General features: G+C 68.7%; 21 protein-coding genes and 1 tRNA gene. 8 read left to right on the top strand and 14 right to left on the bottom strand.

Going from position 1 to position 18,157, the window contains the following annotated elements:
• Positions 1–35: 35 nt before the first annotated feature.
• A complete protein-coding gene (locus ACWJI7_RS09530) occupies positions 36–926 on the bottom strand; it encodes an SMP-30/gluconolactonase/LRE family protein (RefSeq protein ID WP_479937443.1) in 891 nt (296 codons plus the stop codon).
• A gap of 90 nt (positions 927–1,016) precedes the next feature.
• On the opposite strand from ACWJI7_RS09530, the gene aroC reads away from it, so the two are divergent.
• Positions 1,017–2,108, top strand: coding sequence for a chorismate synthase (gene aroC / locus ACWJI7_RS09525; protein ID WP_479937441.1), 1,092 nt, complete (start codon positions 1,017–1,019; stop codon positions 2,106–2,108).
• Here the strand turns inward: aroC and ACWJI7_RS09520 are convergent.
• From ACWJI7_RS09520 to isiD, 7 genes are all read right to left on the bottom strand, one after another.
• A complete protein-coding gene (locus tag ACWJI7_RS09520) occupies positions 2,078–2,530 on the bottom strand; it encodes a hypothetical protein (RefSeq protein ID WP_479937440.1) in 453 nt (150 codons plus the stop codon). The genes aroC and ACWJI7_RS09520 overlap by 31 nt on opposite strands.
• Positions 2,531–2,537: 7 nt before the next feature.
• A complete protein-coding gene (locus ACWJI7_RS09515; RefSeq protein WP_479937439.1) occupies positions 2,538–3,230 on the bottom strand; it encodes a bifunctional 4-hydroxy-2-oxoglutarate aldolase/2-dehydro-3-deoxy-phosphogluconate aldolase in 693 nt (230 codons plus the stop codon).
• Positions 3,202–5,046, bottom strand: coding sequence for an ATP-dependent zinc metalloprotease FtsH3 (gene ftsH3 / locus ACWJI7_RS09510; protein ID WP_479937437.1), 1,845 nt, complete (start codon positions 5,044–5,046; stop codon positions 3,202–3,204). The genes ACWJI7_RS09515 and ftsH3 overlap by 29 nt, the downstream gene beginning before the upstream one ends.
• Positions 5,047–5,100: 54 nt before the next feature.
• The gene (gene sat, locus ACWJI7_RS09505; protein ID WP_479937435.1) at positions 5,101–6,276 is read right to left on the bottom strand and encodes a sulfate adenylyltransferase; all 1,176 of its coding nucleotides are present in this window, start codon (positions 6,274–6,276) and stop codon (positions 5,101–5,103) included.
• A 154-nt stretch (positions 6,277–6,430) separates the two neighbouring features.
• Entirely contained in the window at positions 6,431–7,249 is an 819-nt protein-coding gene (psbO, locus tag ACWJI7_RS09500; RefSeq protein WP_479937433.1) for a photosystem II manganese-stabilizing polypeptide, read from the bottom strand.
• Positions 7,250–7,347: 98 nt separating this feature from the next.
• Positions 7,348–8,646, bottom strand: a complete 1,299-nt coding sequence (coaBC, locus tag ACWJI7_RS09495) for a bifunctional phosphopantothenoylcysteine decarboxylase/phosphopantothenate--cysteine ligase CoaBC (protein ID WP_479937432.1) — start codon at positions 8,644–8,646, stop codon at positions 7,348–7,350.
• Positions 8,636–8,833: a protein IsiD gene (isiD, locus tag ACWJI7_RS09490; protein WP_479937457.1), complete on the bottom strand. Its 198-nt coding sequence runs from the start codon at positions 8,831–8,833 to the stop codon at positions 8,636–8,638. The genes coaBC and isiD overlap by 11 nt, the downstream gene beginning before the upstream one ends.
• A 129-nt stretch (positions 8,834–8,962) precedes the next feature.
• Here isiD and ACWJI7_RS09485 point away from each other — a divergent pair.
• From ACWJI7_RS09485 to ACWJI7_RS09475, 3 genes are all read left to right on the top strand, one after another.
• Positions 8,963–9,035, top strand: a tRNA-Ala gene (locus tag ACWJI7_RS09485).
• A gap of 118 nt (positions 9,036–9,153) precedes the next feature.
• Positions 9,154–9,354, top strand: a complete 201-nt coding sequence (locus ACWJI7_RS09480) for a hypothetical protein (RefSeq protein ID WP_479937431.1) — start codon at positions 9,154–9,156, stop codon at positions 9,352–9,354.
• A 254-nt stretch (positions 9,355–9,608) separates the two neighbouring features.
• Complete coding sequence (locus ACWJI7_RS09475; protein WP_479937429.1) at positions 9,609–9,947, top strand: DUF565 domain-containing protein; 339 nt, start codon at positions 9,609–9,611, stop codon at positions 9,945–9,947.
• Between the two features lie 6 nt (positions 9,948–9,953).
• Here ACWJI7_RS09475 and ACWJI7_RS09470 read toward each other — a convergent pair whose 3' ends face one another.
• Positions 9,954–10,991 (bottom strand): aspartate carbamoyltransferase catalytic subunit, encoded by a 1,038-nt coding sequence (locus ACWJI7_RS09470; protein ID WP_479937427.1) that lies wholly within the window; start codon positions 10,989–10,991, stop codon positions 9,954–9,956.
• Complete coding sequence (locus tag ACWJI7_RS09465; RefSeq protein ID WP_479937425.1) at positions 10,988–11,650, bottom strand: DNA-3-methyladenine glycosylase; 663 nt, start codon at positions 11,648–11,650, stop codon at positions 10,988–10,990. Before ACWJI7_RS09465 ends, ACWJI7_RS09470 begins: the two co-directional genes overlap by 4 nt.
• A 121-nt stretch (positions 11,651–11,771) precedes the next feature.
• Between ACWJI7_RS09465 and ACWJI7_RS09460 the strand changes: the two genes are divergently transcribed.
• Positions 11,772–11,915, top strand: coding sequence for a hypothetical protein (locus tag ACWJI7_RS09460; RefSeq protein ID WP_479937423.1), 144 nt, complete (start codon positions 11,772–11,774; stop codon positions 11,913–11,915).
• Positions 11,916–11,951: 36 nt separating this feature from the next.
• Here ACWJI7_RS09460 and ACWJI7_RS09455 read toward each other — a convergent pair whose 3' ends face one another.
• Entirely contained in the window at positions 11,952–12,251 is a 300-nt protein-coding gene (locus ACWJI7_RS09455; RefSeq protein ID WP_479937421.1) for a DUF6679 family protein, read from the bottom strand.
• Between the two features lie 131 nt (positions 12,252–12,382).
• Here ACWJI7_RS09455 and ACWJI7_RS09450 point away from each other — a divergent pair, with 131 nt between their 5' ends.
• Both ACWJI7_RS09450 and gatC read left to right on the top strand, forming a co-directional pair.
• On the top strand, positions 12,383–13,201 hold the full coding sequence (locus ACWJI7_RS09450; protein WP_479937419.1) for a creatininase family protein: 819 nt from the start codon (positions 12,383–12,385) through the stop codon (positions 13,199–13,201).
• A 29-nt stretch (positions 13,202–13,230) separates the two neighbouring features.
• Complete coding sequence (gatC, locus tag ACWJI7_RS09445; protein ID WP_479937418.1) at positions 13,231–13,524, top strand: Asp-tRNA(Asn)/Glu-tRNA(Gln) amidotransferase subunit GatC; 294 nt, start codon at positions 13,231–13,233, stop codon at positions 13,522–13,524.
• On the opposite strand, the gene crtR is transcribed toward gatC, so the two are convergent.
• Positions 13,521–14,573 (bottom strand): beta-carotene hydroxylase, encoded by a 1,053-nt coding sequence (gene crtR / locus ACWJI7_RS09440; RefSeq protein WP_479937416.1) that lies wholly within the window; start codon positions 14,571–14,573, stop codon positions 13,521–13,523. The genes gatC and crtR overlap by 4 nt on opposite strands.
• A gap of 211 nt (positions 14,574–14,784) precedes the next feature.
• Between crtR and pstS the strand changes: the two genes are divergently transcribed.
• On the top strand, positions 14,785–15,792 hold the full coding sequence (gene pstS, locus ACWJI7_RS09435) for a phosphate ABC transporter substrate-binding protein PstS (protein WP_479937415.1): 1,008 nt from the start codon (positions 14,785–14,787) through the stop codon (positions 15,790–15,792).
• A gap of 44 nt (positions 15,793–15,836) precedes the next feature.
• On the opposite strand, the gene arsJ is transcribed toward pstS, so the two are convergent.
• Entirely contained in the window at positions 15,837–17,096 is a 1,260-nt protein-coding gene (gene arsJ / locus ACWJI7_RS09430; protein ID WP_479937414.1) for an organoarsenical effux MFS transporter ArsJ, read from the bottom strand.
• On the bottom strand, positions 17,093–18,136 hold the full coding sequence (locus ACWJI7_RS09425) for an ArsJ-associated glyceraldehyde-3-phosphate dehydrogenase (protein ID WP_479937413.1): 1,044 nt from the start codon (positions 18,134–18,136) through the stop codon (positions 17,093–17,095). The genes arsJ and ACWJI7_RS09425 overlap by 4 nt, the downstream gene beginning before the upstream one ends.
• Positions 18,137–18,157: the final 21 nt, after the last annotated feature.

Raw genomic sequence — 18,157 nt, 5'->3', positions numbered from 1 at the left:
GGCGGGCTCTCGAGAGCCTCAAGGGCCCGGCGCCATCAGCCGGCAAAGCGGTCGGCCGCGGGGCCGCTGACCCCCACATCCGCACGGAACAGTGCCCCCGCCAACGGCTGCTGCTGGCAGGCCTCGGCCCTGAGGCCACGGCGGGCGGTGGTGATGAACAGACGATCCATCGACGGCCCGCCAAAGCAGCAGGAGGTGACCTGGGCACAGGGCAGGTCGACGATCCCGATGCAGGTACCGGTGCGAGGGTTCCAGCGGGTCACGGCCGCGCCGCCGTAGAGGGCAATCCAGAGCATGCCCGCGTGATCGATCGTCATGCCGTCGGGCAGGGCGTTCCAGTGGGCGGGGATCTCCAGAACAGCCCGGGCTGGTCCGGCCAGCTCGCCTTCGGGGGTGAGGGGATACGCCACCACCTGGAGGGTGGGGGAATCGATCAGATAGAGGCAGGACGCCTCCAGGTCCCAGGCCAGACCATTGGAAATGGTGAGGTTCGTCACCTGGCAACGACTCTGGAGGGACGGCTCCAGGCACCAGAGGGCCCCGGCCCCCGGGGTGAAGTCCAGGGCCATCGATCCCGCCCAGAAGCGGCCCCAGGGATCGCACTTGCCGTCATTGAACCGGTTCAGGGGTCGATCGCCTTCCGGATCGTGCACAGCGGTGAGCTGGCCGGACCCGGGATCGAGTCGGTGGAAGCCGTTGGCGCAGGCCGCCAGGAGATCTCCCCGTGCGGTCGGGACGACGCAACCCACCGGGCTGGCGAGCTCCAGCCAGCGGTTGTGGCGGCTCTCCGGGTCAAACAGGCCGACCCGATGCCCCTCAATATCGACCCACAGCAAGCGATGGGTCTCGGCCCACCAGGCGGGTCCCTCGCCCAGGATCGCCCGGGCGTCCAGGACGCACTCGGCGGACCAGCGGGGCAGGGACACATCGAACGATCGGCGCTGCGGGGGAGTCTGACGCGTGGTCCGGCCCGGCAGGAGGGCGGCTGCCTACGCTCGTGCCAGCGTCAACCACCCATGGGCAGCAGCTTCGGGCACCTGTTTCGGATTCAGACCTTCGGCGAGTCCCATGGGGGAGGGGTGGGAGTGATCGTCGATGGTTGCCCGCCTCGTCTGGAGCTGGATCTGGAGGCCATCCAGGCGGACCTGGACCGCCGCAGACCCGGTCAGAGCAGGATCACCACCCCCCGCAAGGAGGACGACCGTGTCGAGATCCTCAGCGGCCTGCTGGATGGGGTGACCCTGGGAACGCCGATCGCCATGGTGGTGCGCAACAGGGACCAACGCCCCGGCGATTACAAGGACATGGCAGCGGCGTACCGCCCCTCCCACGCCGATGCCACCTATCAGGCGAAGTACGGCATCCAGGCCCGCAGCGGCGGCGGAAGGGCCTCGGCGCGGGAAACCATCGGACGCGTGGCGGCCGGCGCGATCGCCAAACAGCTGCTGGCCCGGGCCGGAGGCACCGAGGTGATCGCCTGGGTGAAGCGGATCCACACGATCGAGGCCGCCATCGAGGCGGCCACCGTGACCCAGGAGTCGGTGGAGGCCACCATCGTGCGCTGTCCGGATCGGGCGGTGGCGGAACGGATGATCGAGCGGATCGAAGCGATCGGCCGCGACGGCGACTCCTGCGGCGGGGTGATCGAGTGCGTGGTGCGGCGCCCGCCGGTTGGGCTGGGCATGCCCGTGTTCGACAAGCTGGAGGCGGATCTGGCCAAGGCGATGATGTCGTTGCCGGCCACCAAGGGCTTCGAGATCGGCTCCGGCTTCGGCGGCACCCTGCTCAGGGGCAGCGAACACAACGACGCCTTTCTGCCCACAGGCGATGGACGCCTGAAAACAGCCACCAACAATTCCGGGGGCATCCAGGGGGGCATCAGCAACGGCGAGGAGATCGTGCTGCGGGTGGGCTTCAAACCCACCGCCACCATCCGCAAGGAGCAACGGACGATCGATCCCTCCGGAGCCGCCACCACCCTGGCCGCCAGGGGCCGCCATGATCCCTGCGTGCTGCCAAGGGCGGTGCCGATGGTGGAAGCCATGGTGGCCCTGGTGCTGGCGGATCACCTGCTGCGTCAGCAGGGGCTGTGCGGCCTCGGGTCGTGAGCGGGGGGATCCGGGATCGGCTCACCGGATGAGCCCTTGGGGGCGACGGGGCCGGGCGGGGAAGTGGCGCTCGGAGGACAGACCGCCCTGGCCAGCCGACGGCCGCCGGAGGCCGAGTGCCGGCTGCGGTAGGAGAGCACCAGAGCCCATTCCTCCTCGGTGATCCCGGCCGGCCGGCTGCCATGGAGATCGACGAGACCGGCCGCCTTCTCGATATCGGCCATCAGGTTCTTCCAGGAGGTGGCGAAGCGCTTGTCGGACTGAGACTTGGCAGCGCTCTCGATCAGGGTCTCGACGACGCCGGCCGGAGCGACCTTCTTGCGACGACGGTTGAAGATCTCCTTCTGCAGATGGGTGATCAGGGCATCGGCCTGGCCGCTGATCCGAATCGTGAGCTGGGACATCACCGGGGCACGTGTCATCCCAGTGCTAATCACGCCGTCGCGGCGGTGCCACGGGGTGATCGTCACGCTCACGGAGCCATGCGGCTGCAGCGGGAGCGACCCGCCAGCCAGGCTCGAACAGCGCCGAGCCCAGCGCCACGGCATCAACCGCACCGGAGAGCCAGAGCGGAAGCTCCTCCGGACGGAGACCGCCGGCCGCGATGCAGAAGGGCAACGGCCCCAGGGGAGCGGCCAGCTGCCCCCAGTAGGCGGACCCGAGGGGTGCCGCCGGGAAGAGCTTGACGAGCGGGCAGCCCATCAGGCGGGCCCGGTGCACCTCGCTGGGGGAGAAGACCCCCGGAACCAGGACGATGCCAAGCCGAGAGGCCTGGGCCAACAGGGCGGGATCGAGGATCGGCGAAACGGCGAAGCGGAGCCCGGCCTCGGCGACCGCCACCAGAGCGGGCCCGTCACAGATGGACGCGGCCCCGAACCGGATGGCCGGGAAGCGGCGCTGCAGCTCCCGGCACTCCAGACTCCACCCCCCCACCGGAGTCCAGGCGATCTCCACATGGACCAGACCGACCGCCTCGAGCTGCTCGATCGCCGGGACCGCCGCCAGGGGGGTGGCGGGGCGCAGCACGGCCAGCAGGGGCTGGGAGCGGAGGGACTCGATCAGGACGGAGGGGTTCAGCTCGGAGGCAACCGGATCAGATGTAGGCGGCCACCCGCACGTCACTGCGGATCAGCAGCTCCTGCAGCTCTTCGGCATCGACGGTCTCCTTCTCGACGAGGATCTCGGCCAGCTCATCGAGCACGGAGCGGTTCTCGAGCAGCACCCCCTTGGCCCGGCGATACGCCTCATCCACCAGCAGACCGACCTCCTCATCGATGGCGGCGGCGGTGTCTTCGGAGAAGTCCCGTTCGGCGCCGATGTCCCGTCCGAGGAACATGCCCCCCTGGGAGCGCCCCAGGGCCACCGGACCGAGCCGGTCACTCATGCCGAAGCGGGTGATCATCTGGCGGGCGACACGGGCCACCTGTTGCAGGTCGTTGGAGGCGCCGGTGGTGACCTCGTCTTCGCCGTAGACGATCTCCTCGGCGACCCGGCCTCCGAGGGCCACCGCCATCTGGTTCTGCAGGTAGGCGCGGGAGTAGAGACCCGACTCCATCCTCTCCTCACTGGGAGTGAAGAACGTGAGGCCACCGGCCTGGCCGCGGGGAATGATGCTGATCTTCTGAACCGGGTCGTAATCGGGCATCAAAGCGCCGACGAGGGCATGGCCCGACTCGTGGTAGGCCACCAGGCGCTTGCGCTTCTCGCTCATCACCCGATCCTTTTTCTCCGGACCCGCCATGACGCGCTCGATCGCGTCGTTCACCTCATCCATCGAGATTTCAGTGAGCTGCCGGCGGGCCGCCAGAATCGCCGCCTCGTTGAGCAGGTTGGCCAGATCGGCCCCGGTGAAGCCGGGGGTGCGGCGGGCGACCTTGTCGAGATCGACGTCCTTGGCGAGGGTCTTGCCGCGGGCATGCACACCGAGGATCTGCAGCCGGCCCGCATAGTCGGGACGATCGACCACCACCTGGCGGTCGAAGCGCCCCGGGCGCAGCAGGGCCGAATCGAGCACATCGGGGCGGTTGGTGGCGGCCACGATGATGATGCCGGTGTTGCCCTCGAAGCCATCCATCTCGGTGAGCAGCTGGTTGAGGGTCTGCTCCCGCTCGTCGTTGCCACCCCCGAGACCCGCGCCGCGCTGGCGGCCCACGGCATCGATCTCGTCGATGAAGACGATGCAGGGGGCATTCTTCTTGGCCTGCTCGAACAGATCGCGCACGCGGGAGGCACCCACGCCCACGAACATCTCCACGAACTCCGAGCCGGAGATCGAGAAGAAGGGAACGCCGGCCTCACCGGCGACGGCCTTGGCCAGCAGCGTCTTGCCGGTGCCCGGAGGTCCCACCAGAAGCACCCCCTTGGGGATCTTGGCGCCGACGGCGGTGAAGCGGTCGGGGTTCTTGAGGAAGTCGACGACCTCGGTGAGTTCCAGCTTGGCGCCCTCGATGCCGGCCACATCGCCGAAGGTGACCTGGGTCTGGGGTTCCATCTGGACCCGCGCCTTGCTCTTGCCGAAGCTCATCGCCGGGTTGCCCCCACCACCCTGGGCGCGGCGCAGCAGGAAGAAGAGTCCCCCGAGCAGCAGCAGGGGGAAGAGCAGACTGCCCACCGCCTGCTGCCAGGCGGCGGGCTCACGGCTGGGCTGCACCGCGATGTCCACGTTGTGGTCGGTGAGCAGCTTGAGCAGATCCTTGTCGGGAGCGAGGTTCACCACGGCGCGATTGCCGTCGTTCTCGATCACCTGGGCCGTGCCCCGGTCGGGAGAAATCAGCACCCGGGAGATCTGGTTCTCCTGAACCGCTTCGACGAAATCGCTGTAGCGGAGGCTGCGTGGGGCGCTCGTGGCACCGGGCTGGCCGACGAAGGCCGTGCCCACCGCGATCACCACGATGGCCAGGAGGACGTAGAGCCCCGCGTTGCGCCAGCGCTTGTTCACCAGGGGTACTCCAGATGAGAGAGGTAACGGAATGTTAACCGGGGACCGGGGGCCTCAGGCGGCCCGCAGCACCTCCACCACGCTACGGAAGGCGAACCACTCCGGGATCTCCTCACCGCTGCGCAGCATCTGGCGGAACTGGGTTCCGCTCAATTTCTTCACATGCAGCCCCCGCGCCTCGGCATGCTCGGCGGTGACGTAGCCCTCCTCCTCGGTGTACACCAGGTTCAGGGACGGCACCGTCTCCATGCCGAGTTCCGTCGCGTTGTCGCGGGCGAAGTCCTGGGCGGCATAGGGACCGTAGAAGTCGTCACCGCTCAGGGAGCTCTTGCAGCCCGCCATGTCGCGGCCGATGATGAAGTGAGTGCAGCCGTAGTTCTTGCGGATGATCATGTGCTGCAGCGCCTCCCTCGGGCCGGCCATGTGCATCGCATAGGGAAGGTAGGCCCAGCGGATGCGCGGGTTGGCCACCTCCGCCGCCAGCCGCTCGTAGGTCTGGAAACGCACCGCACCGGCGATGTCGTCCTCCTGGGTGGGGCCGCAGGTGGGATGCACCAGCACCACCCCCCCCTCACTGACGTTGGTGGCATGCAGGGCCCGGGTGAACAGTTCGTAGTGGGCCCGGTGAATCGGGTTGCGGCACTGGAAGGCGACCACGTCCTCCCCCACGGGCAGGCTGGCGCGCACCTGGGCCGGAGTGCGGCAGGGGAAGACCCGGCTGGGCAGCTCCAGCCCCTGCAGCGATCCGCCCAGGTAGATGGGCCCCCGCTCGGTGGCGATCATCCTCACCGCCGGGTGCTCCAGGGAGGTGGTGCCGTAACAGCCGGCCGCCTCCTTCACTTTGTCGGGTTCCCAGCGGCTCTCCACGGTGAGCACCGCCAGCTCCTGGCCGCGATAGGTGAGCAACAGCCGTTCGCCGACGGCGATGCTCTCCTGGTCGGTATCGAAAACGATCGGCAGGCCGAACAGCAACCCCGAGGTGGTGCGGTGGCCCGCCACCACCGCTTCGTAGTCCTCCCGGTGCATGAATCCGAGCAGGGGGGAGAAGCCCCCCACCATCAGCAGCTCCACGTCGCAGGCGTTGCGATCGGAGCACTCCACCACCCGGTTGACCCCGGCCCGGACGGCGGCCACCTCCTCGGCCGGAACCATCAGATCCACCAGGCTGCCGCCATGGGCAGGAATCAGACCGGTGGAGGATCGTCCGGAAGTGGTGGTGGCGGAGGTCATGGCACCCGGCAGGAAGTGCACCGATTCTTCCAGACCAGGAGGACGGGCAGGGTGACGCCCATGGCAGCGGGAGCTCGGGGCCCGCGGGCGGAACCATGAAAAAGGGGCCCCGTCGGGCCCCTGGAGGGTGGGGACCGGTGGAGCGGGCCGGGGTTCAGACCTGCTCGAGCCGGCCGTAGAGCTGACCGGTGACCTTGACGTCGACGGCCGTCTTGGAGCCCATGTCGGTGTCGGAGGGCTGCACGGCGGTGAAGACCCCGGCGAATTCGCCGCTGGCCGCATCGACCTTGGTGATCGAGAGCTCCATCGTGCCGGTGCCATCGATGTACCGCTTGACGGTTTCCCGCTCCAGCTTCTCGTCGTCGCCGGCCGGCACGAGGCCGACGGCGCTGCTGTAGCCGCTGGTGAGGCCCCGGCCCTTGGGATCGAGGAAGTTGCTGGTGCGGTAGCTGGGGGCCCGGTAGGGACCGGTGAAGTCGGTGCTGGTGCTGATGGCGGCGCCATCGGCGGTGGCCACGAGTTCCTTACTGGAGAAGGTGAAGGTCACCTCCTCACCACCGGGCAGGAGAACGGTGATCGGTTGGAAATCGATCCCACCCAGTTCCTTGAAGGTGAGGGTGTCGTTCGAAACGGCCAGATCGCCATAGACCTGATCGAGGCTGGAGGTGAACCGGGTGAGGATCTTGCCCGCCACAAATTTGGCTTCCTGCCGCTTGTTGGCCGGTTCACCCTTCACGAAGACCTCGCTGGGATGCAGGCAGATGTCCCGCAGCTGATAGCGACCGGAAGAGTCCAGCGCGATCGAGCCACGGGCCGAATCGGGGAGGGTGGGGCAGTCGTTGGCCTTGCCGGTGTTGACGATGTCGTCGTAGGTGACGTTGGAGCGTTCAACGGCCGTCGCGCCGCCGCTGCAAGCCGTGACCAGGGTGAGACAGAGCGCCAGCGCAAGAGCCAGCAGGGGTCGGAAACGCATGGGGAGAAGCCGCACAGACAGGGTGAAACCTTGGTGGGGGTGCGCCAGGCGGGATCCTACAGAGGAAGATCGGAGCCCTTCGAAGCCTGTAGCGGCTCTCAACAACCGGCCGGCATGAGCTCCAGCAGGGCGTCGAGCAGCCGGTGGGAGAGGGCCAGCTTTGAGGTGGGAGCCAGCTGGATGGTGCGGTCGCCAGGACCGAGCAACCAGCCCTCGTTGGCCGCCGCGCCGAAGCCCGTCCCGGCCCGATCAATCGGATTGGCGAACAACAGATCGCAGCCTTTGCGGGCGAACTTGGCCCGGGCCTGGCCGAGCAGGTCGCCACTCTGGGCGGCGAATCCCAGGATCCGCTGCCCCGGGGGACGCCGCGCCACCAGGCCGGCCAGCAGATCCGGCACCTCCTCCCAGCCAGCCTCGAGCCCGGCGGCCAGCTGGGCCTTGTCGAGCTTGCCGGGTGCGGGTGCGACCCGGCGATGGTCGGCCACCGCCGCCGCCATGGCCAGGGCATCCGCCTGGCCCTGGAGCCCCAGCACGGTGCGCTCCAGCTCGGCGGCCGTCTCGATGGGATGGCAGCTCAGGCCCTCCAGCAGGGCTGGATCCAGCTCCAGGGGCCCATGCACCAGGTCCACCGAGGCTCCCCGGAAGCGGGCCGCCTGGGCGAGGAGCACCCCCATGCGCCCCGTGCTGCGATTGGTGAGGCAGCGGGCCGGATCGAGCGGCTCCCGGGTGGGGCCGGCCGTGACCAGCAGGCGGCGGCCCCGCCAGTCGCGCCGGGCTCCTTGGACCCGCAGCGACTCCAGGCCCAGCAACAGCAGCTGGGGATCGACCATACGCCCATCCCCCCGCCGGTCGCAGGCCAGCAGGCCGGCCACCGGCGGGAGCGGCAGCACGCTCCGGTGGCCCTGGAGGATCTCCCAGTTGGCCTGAACCCCCGGGGCGTTCCACATCGTGGTGTTCATGGCGGCCGCCGCCAGCACCGGCGCCTCCGCCGCCAGCAGCGTGCTGGCCAGCAGGGAATCGCCCAGGCCGTGCACCCAGCGCGCCAGCGTTGTGGCGCTCAGGGGAGCGAGTAGCACCAGATCGGCCCACTCAGCCAGTTCGATGTGGAGCGGTCGCGGCGCCTGGTGGCTCCACTGGTCCTCCTCGAGCAGGCAGGGGTGGCGGCTGAGTGAGGCAAGGGCCACCGGGCTCACCAGGCGGGCGGCACTGGGGGTGAGCAGACAGCGCACCAGGGCCCCGCGCTGGACGAGGGCACTGACCAGCAGCGGCAGCTTGACCGCGGCGATGCTGCCGCTGATGCCGACGAGCACCCGCCGGCCCCTGAGGGGATCGGCGGGGGGATCGGCGGGCCCTGCCGCAGCGGCCGCTGGGTCGGCCGGTCCCGGCTCACTCCTCATCGAAGGGTTCCTGGTCCACCAGATGCACGTAGGGACGCGCCAGGTCAGGGCGATGGATCGCCAGGGCCCGCATCAGATGCCAGTCCTGCAGCCCAGCGAAGGGAGAGGGATAGTCGTCCTCATCGAGACGCCGGGCCAGCTCGGCGATGGCCTCCTCATCGAAGGCCTCCAGCCGTTCCGGCGTGATCGGGGAGCCCCCAGAGCCGGCCGGTGAAGACGGGGAAGCGGCGTTGAACTCGGCCAAGGGGGGAGAGGCACGGACCAGGTTCATTCCATCGCATCCGCGCCGATTCGGCGGTGATAAGTTGCCAGCACGGGGGAATTAGCTCAGCTGGTAGAGCGCTGCGATCGCACCGCAGAGGTCAGGGGTTCGAGTCCCCTATTCTCCATCCAGGTGGCAACGACCCAGCCCTTCTGCCCCGAACCGATTCACCGGAACGGACCCTGACCGACGGAAACGGCCGGCCGTACGGTAAAAGGGAGGGCTTGCAGCACCCACGCCCGTCCATGTCGCAATCCAAGCGGGAACAGGTGGTGAGCCACCTTCGCTACATCCGCCAGGAACTTCGGGAAATGCACCAGGGGGTCATGGAGGACGGGTTGCTGCCGGAAGCCGGAGAGGTGCGTGGGGTGATGGCTCAAATGGAGGCCCTGCTGGAGCTGCTGGAGGGCAAGGGATCGCGCAAGAACAAGGACAGCGATGGCTGAGACCCGGGCGCTCTTGACAAAGCCGGCCGCCGGTGCGGCTTGCGCCCCCGCAGCTGAGGAGCTTGTCTGGCGCCGTCCCCATCCTCCCGACCCGGGTCCATCCCGGGTTTTTTATTGGAATCCCCTATGGATGGCGTCAGGGGGCTGCGCCCACTCCAGAAATGGTGTAGACAGAGCACTGGCAGGCGTCCGGGTCGGGTGATGGGGATCGCCAGTCCGCCCACCTGCCTCCCCCTTTCCTTCAGCCCCCTGCGGTGACACGCCTGCAGCAGACGCGGTTGCATCGCCAGGTGGGCCTGGCCGGCCTCAGGCTCCAGGACTGGGCCTACAACCCCTGGCGGCGGTTCTCGCTGCAGTTGATCGCCCTCTTCCTCGCCTACTTCATCGGCAGTGCCGTGGCGATGATCACGGGAGCCCTCGCCTTTCTGGACCCCCTGGCCGCCCTGGTCTGCATCCTGCCAATGGAAGTGTCGATCCGCACCCGCCGGCACCTGCTCCAGCGCCAGGGGGATCGCCTCTGGCTCCAGCTCATCGATGCCAGCCGGGTGGGCCTGCTCTATGGCCTCCTGCAGGAAGGCTTCAAGCTGCTCTGAGCCCGTTCAGCCGGGCGTGGTCTCTGCGGCCACCAGCAGATAGAGCAGGGCCATCCGGACGGGAATGCCGTTGCGCACCTGCTCCTCCACCAGGCTGTGGGCGGGATCGTCAAGCAGGGCACCGCTGAGCTCCACACCGCGGTTGACCGGACCGGGGTGGAGTACCGGCACGGAGGAGCCGCAGAGCGCCAGGCGGGCGTGGCTGAGGCCGAAGCGGCGGTGGTAGCTGTCGAGGCTGGTGAGCAGGTGCTGGTGCATGCGCTCCCGCTGCAGGCGCAGGGTCATCACGGCATCGGCGCCCGGCAGGGCCTCCTCCAGCCGTCGTTCGATCCGGATCGAGCCGCGCTGGGGCACTGGATCGGTGCCCTGACCCGGGGGCGGCGCCGCCACGAAGGCGGCGAAACTGTCGGGCAGCAGGGTGGGCGGTCCGCAGAGCACCACATCGGCGCCGCAGGCGGTGAGGGCCCAGAGGTTGGAGCGGGCCACCCGGGAATGGAGCACATCTCCCACGATCACGATCCGGCGGCCGGTCAGGGCCTGGGGCCTGGGGGCGGAGGGGGCGAAGTGGCGGGCCAGGGTGAACAGATCCAGCAGACCCTGGCTGGGATGGCTGTGCAACCCATCCCCCCCGTTGAGCACCGCCACCCGCTGGCCGGCTCCGGAGAGCTCCCGGTCGAGATCGCGGGCCAGCGCGGCCGGCACACCGGCGCAGCGATGGCGAACCACCAGCACGTCCGCGCCCATGGCCACGTAGGTACGGGCCGTGTCCAGCAGGCTTTCCCCCTTGCTCAGGGAGCTGGAGGAGGGCGAGAAGCTCTGCACCTCGGCAGAAAGCCGCCGGGCCGCCAGTTCGAAGCTGCTGCGGGTGCGGGTGCTGGGTTCGAAGAAGAGGCTGGTGACCTGCCGGCCCTGCAGGGCCGGCAACCGGCGGGGGCCGGTGGTGGGCAGGGAGCGGAAGCGCTGGGCCAGCTCGAGCACCGTGGCGAAATCCTCCAGGGCGAAGGTCGCCAGATCGAGCAGATGGCGCTGGCTCCAGCGGCTCATGGCCGCCCCTCCCGTCCGGTGACAAGCCGCAGCAGGGGCAGGCCCAGGCCGGCGTTGCCGGACGGCGTACGATCCCCGCGCGCCCGGCGGCTGACGCTGCGGCTGGCCTGGAGGTACCAGCGCCAGGGCAGCTCCTGCCCCCGGGAGAGGCCGATCCGGGTCGTGTTCACCAGGGGCTCGAGGCCCCTCCGGTGCTGCTCATCCCACCAGTGCCGGAGGGGCTGGGGCCGCGGCTCCAGCCAGAGACCACCGGAGATCGCCACCGGTTGCCGGTCGTTGGCGCGATCAATGCCGAAGCGCCGGGCCAGCAGAGCCGGACCGGCGGCGATGCGATCGGGCTCATCGGGCAGGGCCGCGGCCCGCAACAGCACCCCACTGGCCCAGCCGTCGCGATCGGTCACCACGTTCACGCAGTGATGCACCCCATGGGAGAGGTAAACGTAGAAGCGCGCCGGCGGGCCGAACAGGGTCTCGTTGCTCGCCGAGCGGCGCCGATGTCCATGGCAGCCAGGGTCGTCCTGGGCGTAGGCCTCCGTCTCCACCACCAGGCCCCGCAGCAGGGCCCCGCTCTCCAGACGCCGCACCAGCCGGCAGCCCACCAGATCCGGAGCCACCTGCGCGGCCGGCCGCGCGTAGAAGGCGGCGGTCAGCGCTTCCACACCGGCCGGCGCCGCGGCTGACAGCGGACCGGGCCCAGGCAGACTTGGCCGGGCCGACGCCTGCTCGCTTCGGCCCACCCCCTCCGGCACTCCCGCCGGTTCCCACTCCCTGGCGCCCTCCGTGTCCAACGCCCTCTCCGGCTTCAATCTCGGCACTGTCCTGCTGGCTGGCAGCGGACTGTTCTGCCTGGCCACGCTCTACTTCGGCACCCGCGGCGGCTATTACGACAGCGACGACTACGACGGCAATGGCACCGCCCACTGAGACCCCCCGGTCCCGGCAACCCCGACCCCGGATCCCTCACCCCTGCCGTCTCAGCTGCTCGGATTCCGGGCAGTCCTCCGCGGTCTCGAGATCCTCGGCCCGGGCCGTGCGGCTGAAGTGGGCCAGCCGGGTGCTGACGGCTCCGATCGAATCGAGCCGCACGCTCTCCTCCCAGCTGTGCAGCTCATCGTCGTCGTCCTCGTCGTAGCGGAGGGTGACCAGATCACCGGCGATCTCCACCACCAGGGCCTCTTCGATCCAACGCTGCTGATCCCGCAGGAACACCCACACGGGTCGCTTCTCACTGCAGAACCGATCCAGCTTGCGATGCAGCATCTTGAACTCCGGCGCCAGCTGCCAGCTGCGATGTCCGGATCAGGGCCCGGATTGGTTCGATCCTAGAGATACTGCAAGGAACCACCACGCGCCGCGGCCCCAGCCGCGGCCTCTCTGCCGTGTCCGCACCGGTGCCCGTTCCCCCTCTCGCCCGGACGGCCCTGCCCGGTGCCGTCGCCAGCGCCGAGCAGATCCGCCTGCAGCTGCGCAGCTGGCCGGAAGTGGAGACCTACCTGGGCCACTGCACCGGAGTGATCCTGCCGCTGGGATCCACCGAGCAGCACGGTCCCACCGGAGCCATCGGCACCGATGCCCTCACCGCCGAGGCGGTGGCCCTGGAGGTGGGCCGTCGCACCGGTGTGCTGGTGACACCGGTGCAGGCCTTCGGCATGGCGGAACATCACCTGGGCTTCGCCGGCACGATCAGCCTGCAACCCTCCACCCTGCTGGCCGTGCTCCATGACGTGGTGCTCTCCCTGGCCCGCCACGGTTTCGAGCGGATCTTCGTGATCAACGGCCATGGCGGCAACATCGCCACCTGCCGGGCGGCCTTCGCCGAGGCCTACGGCACGGCCGCGGCGCGGGGGCTGCCGGTGGCCGGCCGGCTGCGCTGTCAGTTGGCCAATTGGTTCCTGGCCGGACCGGTGATGCGCCAGGCCCGCGATCTCTACGGCGATCGGGAAGGGCACCATGCCACCCCCAGCGAGATCGCGATGACCCTCCATCTCGAGCCCAGCCTGATCGCGAAACAGCGGCCCCTGCCGGAGCCGGCTCCGGCCGGCCCGATCCACGGCCCCGATGACTTCCGGCGGCGCCATCCCGATGGACGGATGGGCTCCGATCCGTTTCTGGCCACGGCCGAGCAGGGCCAGCTCTTTCTCGACCAGGCCGCCAGCACCCTCAGCCGCGATCTGGAAACCTTCCTCGGTGAGGACGAAGCGGCCGGCTAGGTTCCTCCCCAGTGAGTGCGGTGGCGGCGTTGAGCAAGATCACAGTTGACGATGTGCGCAAGGTGGCACAACTCGCCCGCCTCGACCTTCCCGAGCCGACGATCGCCAGCTTCAGCGTCCAGCTGGAGAGGATTCTCGGGTACGTCGCCCAGCTCGAGCAGGTGGACACCACCGGGGTGGAACCCACCACCCGGGCCGTGGAGGTGGTCAACGTGACCCGGCCGGACGGGGTGGAGCCCACGCCGGTCCGGGAGGATCTGCTGGATCTGGCCCCGCAGCGGGAGGGTGATTTCGTCCGGGTGCCCAGGATCCTGACGAACTAGCCGCGCAGGTGGCCGGCGGAGGAACGCGGCACCGGCGAGACCGCGGTGCGGTGCAGCAGTTCAAGCACGTGGCGGCGGGCGCGCGGGGTGGGCATCAGGGCCGCGATCGGCCGGAGGCGGCTGCGACGACGTTTGTGGCTGCGGATGCCCAGGAAGATGTCGTAGAGGAAATTGATGCCGTCGTGGAAGGTTTCGAACAGGCCGAGCCGCTGGGGTGAACCCTTGGCCTCCAGAAGGGGCTGGGTGGCCCGGTAGGCCGCCTGGTAGTTGAACCAGGGAATCGACGGCCAGAGATGGTGCACCAGGTGGTAGTTCTGACCCATGATCAGCCAGTTCATCAGCCGGGATGGGTAGACCCGGGCGTTCGTCCAGCGGTTGCGTGAGAGAAAGGGGCGGTGGGGGAGATAGTCGAAGAAGAGGCCCAGGGTGACTCCCACCATCAGCGCCGGAGCGAACCAGCAGTTGAAGACGAAGGGCAGAAAGTCGTACTTGATTGAGGCCAGCACGATCGAAATGAACACGGCCCTGGCGATCCCCCACTCCAGCAGCTCCCAGCGGCGCCAGAGCCGACGGCGAAAGAAGAAGAGTTCGTGATAGAAGAAGCGCGGCGCGATCAACCAGAGCGGTCCGAAGGTGGACACGATGTGATCGGGATCGTGGCGGGGATCATTGACGTGGGCGTGGTGCTGCAGATGCACCCGCGTGAACACCGGGAAGCTGAAGCCCAGCAGCAGGGCGGCGCCGTGGCCCATCACCGCATTCCAGAGCCGGCTGGGGTGGGCCGCGTTGTGGCAGGCGTCGTGGATCACGGTGCCCTCCAGATGCAGGGCCAGGAAGCCCAGCGCCAGCAGCGCCGGCAGGGGCCAGCCCCCCACGAACCAGCCCCAGATGCACAGGCCGGCCAGCCCGTAGCCCGCCAGGAAGAGCCCCACCGTGGGGTTCCAGGCCGCCGGCGGTTCCAGGAACCGTTTCGGCACCGATCTCGGCACCACGGCCCTGCAGGTGGAGGCGGCGGGCGGTTCCGGCGAGAGGGCCAACGCTTGGGTCATCGCCTGGACCGACACCTGTCGAAAGCTGGCCCCCACCATACGGGCAGATCCCGGGATGGCGCTGGGATGGGACGGTGCGGCCGGGGACACCGGCGCAGGTGATGCAGATAGCGCCTTAAAGGAGCCATAACCAATCCGGGCCTTCTCTCGGCTAGTGGTGGTGGGACCTTGCCACCTGGCCGCGATGTTGCGACTGCCCTCCCGCTCCGGTTTGCTCAAACGAACACTGCTGCCCAGCGGTCTGCTGGCCCTGACCCTCGGCACGGTGGCCTGCGGCACCGGTGGAGGAGCCGATCTTCCCTCGATCAGCGGAGCGGGCGCCAGTTTCCCCAGTGCCGCCTACCAGCGTTGGGCTGCCGATTACGCCAAGGAGACGGGCCATCAGGTCTCGTATCAGTCAGTGGGCTCGGGCGCCGGTGTGCGTCAGTTCATCGCCGGAACGGTCGATTTCGGGGCCACCGACGAACAGCTCAAGGACGAGGATTTCAAGGCGGGCACGGCCGGCGAGCGGGGCGCGCTGCAGATCCCGATGCTGGGGGGCACCGTCACCCCCGCCTTCAACAACCCCGATTGCCCCACGGTCAAGCTGACCCAGGCCCAGCTGGTCGACATCTTCATGGGCAAGATCACCAACTGGAGTGAGCTGGGCTGCCCCAGCCAGCCGATCACCGTGGCCCACCGCTCCGATGGCTCCGGCACCACCTATGCCTTCACCAATTCGCTGAGCTGCTTCTCCTCCGAATGGGAGGAGAAGGTGGGCCGCGGCAAAGCGGTGAGCTGGCCGGTGGGCGTGGGCGCCAAGGGGAATGAAGGTGTGGCGGGCCTGATCCAGAACACTCCCGGCTCGATCGGGTACCTCAACCAGGCCTTCGTGCGGGGACCGATCACGGCGGCGGCCCTCCAGAACAAGGATGGTCAGTTCGTGATGGCCGACGAAGCGAGCGGAGCCGCGGCGCTCAACCAGGTGCAGCTCGATGAGCGGCTGGGCGGCGAAGACTGCAACCCGGCCGGCGCGGAGAGCTTCCCGATCGTGGCCTTCACCTGGATCCTCGCCTATCAGAACGGTCAGGGCGAACCGAAGGCCGAAGCGGTGCGCAGTTTCCTGAACTGGTCCCTGCAGGACGGTCCCCAGTCGATGGCGGCCGAACTGGGCTACGTGCCCCTCAAGGGAGAGGTGCTGGAGCGGGCCCGGGCGGAAGTGGCGAAGATCAAGGACTGAGCAGGGATCCTCGACGCGCCGCTCTGGGAAACCTTCGGGGATTCTCAGAGCGGTGCTGGCTGCAGCTGGCTGGCGTGAATGGGGGGTAACCGCAGGCTGCTCAACCACGACAGCGCCACCAGCAGGGCCGAGCACCACAGACAGGCCTGCAGCCCGCCCACGAGGAAGAGAGCGCCGGAGAGCAGGGTGCCAGCCAGCCGTCCCGCCGCGTTGGCCATGTAATAGAAGCCCACGTTGAGGCTCACCGATTCGGCATCGGTGTAGGCCAGCACCATGTAGCTGTGAATCGAGGAATTCATGGCGAACACCACCCCGAACGCCGCCAGACCCACCACCACCGCGAGGCCGGGGTTGCCCACCTCGCGCCAGAGGCTGATGGCGATCAGGCCGGGGATGGCGGTGAGCACGGCGCTCCAGAACTGCACGGCGGACACCCCCGGAGGAGCGCTTTTGCCCCAGCTGCGCCGCAGGGTCGGCACCAGGCTCTGGATGATCCCGTAGCCGATCACCCAGAGGCCCATGAAGCCCCCCACCTCCCAGTACTGCCACCCCAGGGCGGCCTGCAGAAACACCGGCAGCGCCACCACGAACCACACATCCCGGGCTCCGAACAGGAAGAAGCGGGCCAGCGACAGCACATTGATGCCCCTGGATTTGGAGAACAGGGCCGCGAAGGCTGGTTTCTCCTTCATGCGGCCGATGTCTCCGGGCAGCACCAGCGTCATCAGGAAGGCCAGGAACAGACCGGCAGCCATGGCGCCCACGGCGGCGTTGAAACCGATGCTGGTGAGCAACACCCCGCCCAGGAAGAAGCCCACCCCCTTGAGGGCGTTCTTGGAGCCGGTGAGGATCGCCACCCACTTGAACAGCTGGGTCTCGCCCCGGCTGCGGTCGTCGGGAGTGTCTGGCACCACGGTCTTGATGGCGCTCTTGGCGCTCATCTTGTTGAGGTCCTTGGCGATGCCGCTGATCGCCTGGGCCACCATCACGTAGGCCACGCTCCACCAGCGGGGCCAGCTATCGGCCACCGGAATCAGCATCAGCAGCGCACCTACCTGCAGCAACGTGCCCGCCCAGAGGGTGAGCCGCAGCCCAAAGCGGGCCCCCAGCCAGCCGCCGTAGAGGTTGGTGACGATGCCGAAGAATTCATAGAACAGAAACAGGAAGGCGATCTCCAGGGTGGAGTAGCCCAGCTGATGGAAGTGGAACACCACGAGCATGCGGAGGGCCCCGTCGGTGAGGGTGAAGGCCCAGTAGTTGGCCGTCACGATCGCGTACTGCTGGAGGGCGGTGAGGTGTTTCATCGCTGGGCCTCCTGGCTGACCACGTGGCAGGCCAGATCCGCCAGGCGGCAGCTGTAGCCCCACTCGTTGTCGTACCAGGCGTACACCTTGAGCTGGGTGCCGCCCGTCACCAGGGTGGAGAGGGCATCCACGATCGAGCTGCGGCTGTCGTTGAGGAAATCGCTGGACACCAGCGGCCGGGTTTCGTAGCCGAGGATCCCCTGCAGGGGGCCGTTGGCAGCGATCTCAAAGGCGCCGTTGACCTCCTCCACCGTGACGCTGCGCTCCAGCTCGAACACGGCGTCGGTGATCGAGGCATTGAGCAGGGGCACGCGGATGGCGTGGCCGTTGAGGCGGCCCTGCAGGTCGGGAAAGATCAGGCCGATGGCCCGGGCCGAACCGGTGCTGGTGGGGATCAGGTTCTGCAGGCAGGAGCGGGCGCGGCGCAGATCGCTCTTGAAGCTGTCGATCACCACCTGGGTGTTGGTGACATCGTGCAGGGTGGTGATCGAGCCATGGCGGATGCCGAAGCTCTCATGCACCACCTGCACCACCGGCGCCAGGCAGTTGGTGGTGCAGGAGGCGGCGGTGAGCAGGCGGTGGCGTGTGGGGTCGTAGCAGTGATGGTTGATGCCGAACACCACGTTCAACGCCTCCTCGCCGGCGATCACGCCCTTCACGGGGCACGCCACGATCACCCGCTTCAGGCCCGCCGCCGTGAAGTAAGGCTCAAGGGTGGCGGGGGATTTGAAGCGGCCGCTGCACTCGAGCACCAGGTCGACGCCAGCCTCGCGCCAGGGCACCGCGGCGGGATCGCTGTGCTGGCTGTATCCCACAGGGAGGCCATCGACGCGGAAGCCATCGCCGCTGACCCCGGTGGCCGGGGCCAGGATGGCCCGTGGCCACCGGCCGTGCACCGAATCGAACTCCAGCAGGTGCGCCGCGGTGGCGCCATCCCCGGCCCTGTCGTTGACATGCACCAGCTCGATGCCGGAGCGCCCCCAGAGGGCCCGGAACACAAGCCGGCCGATGCGGCCGAAGCCGTTGATGCCGATGTTCATCGCGACGGGGGTAGAGCCCCG

The sequence above is a fragment of the Cryptocyanus atlanticus LEGE 06306 genome (assembly GCF_056633155.1).
The sequence above is the reverse complement of the archived record's forward strand: the minus strand, read 5'-3'. Positions and strand labels throughout refer to the sequence as shown.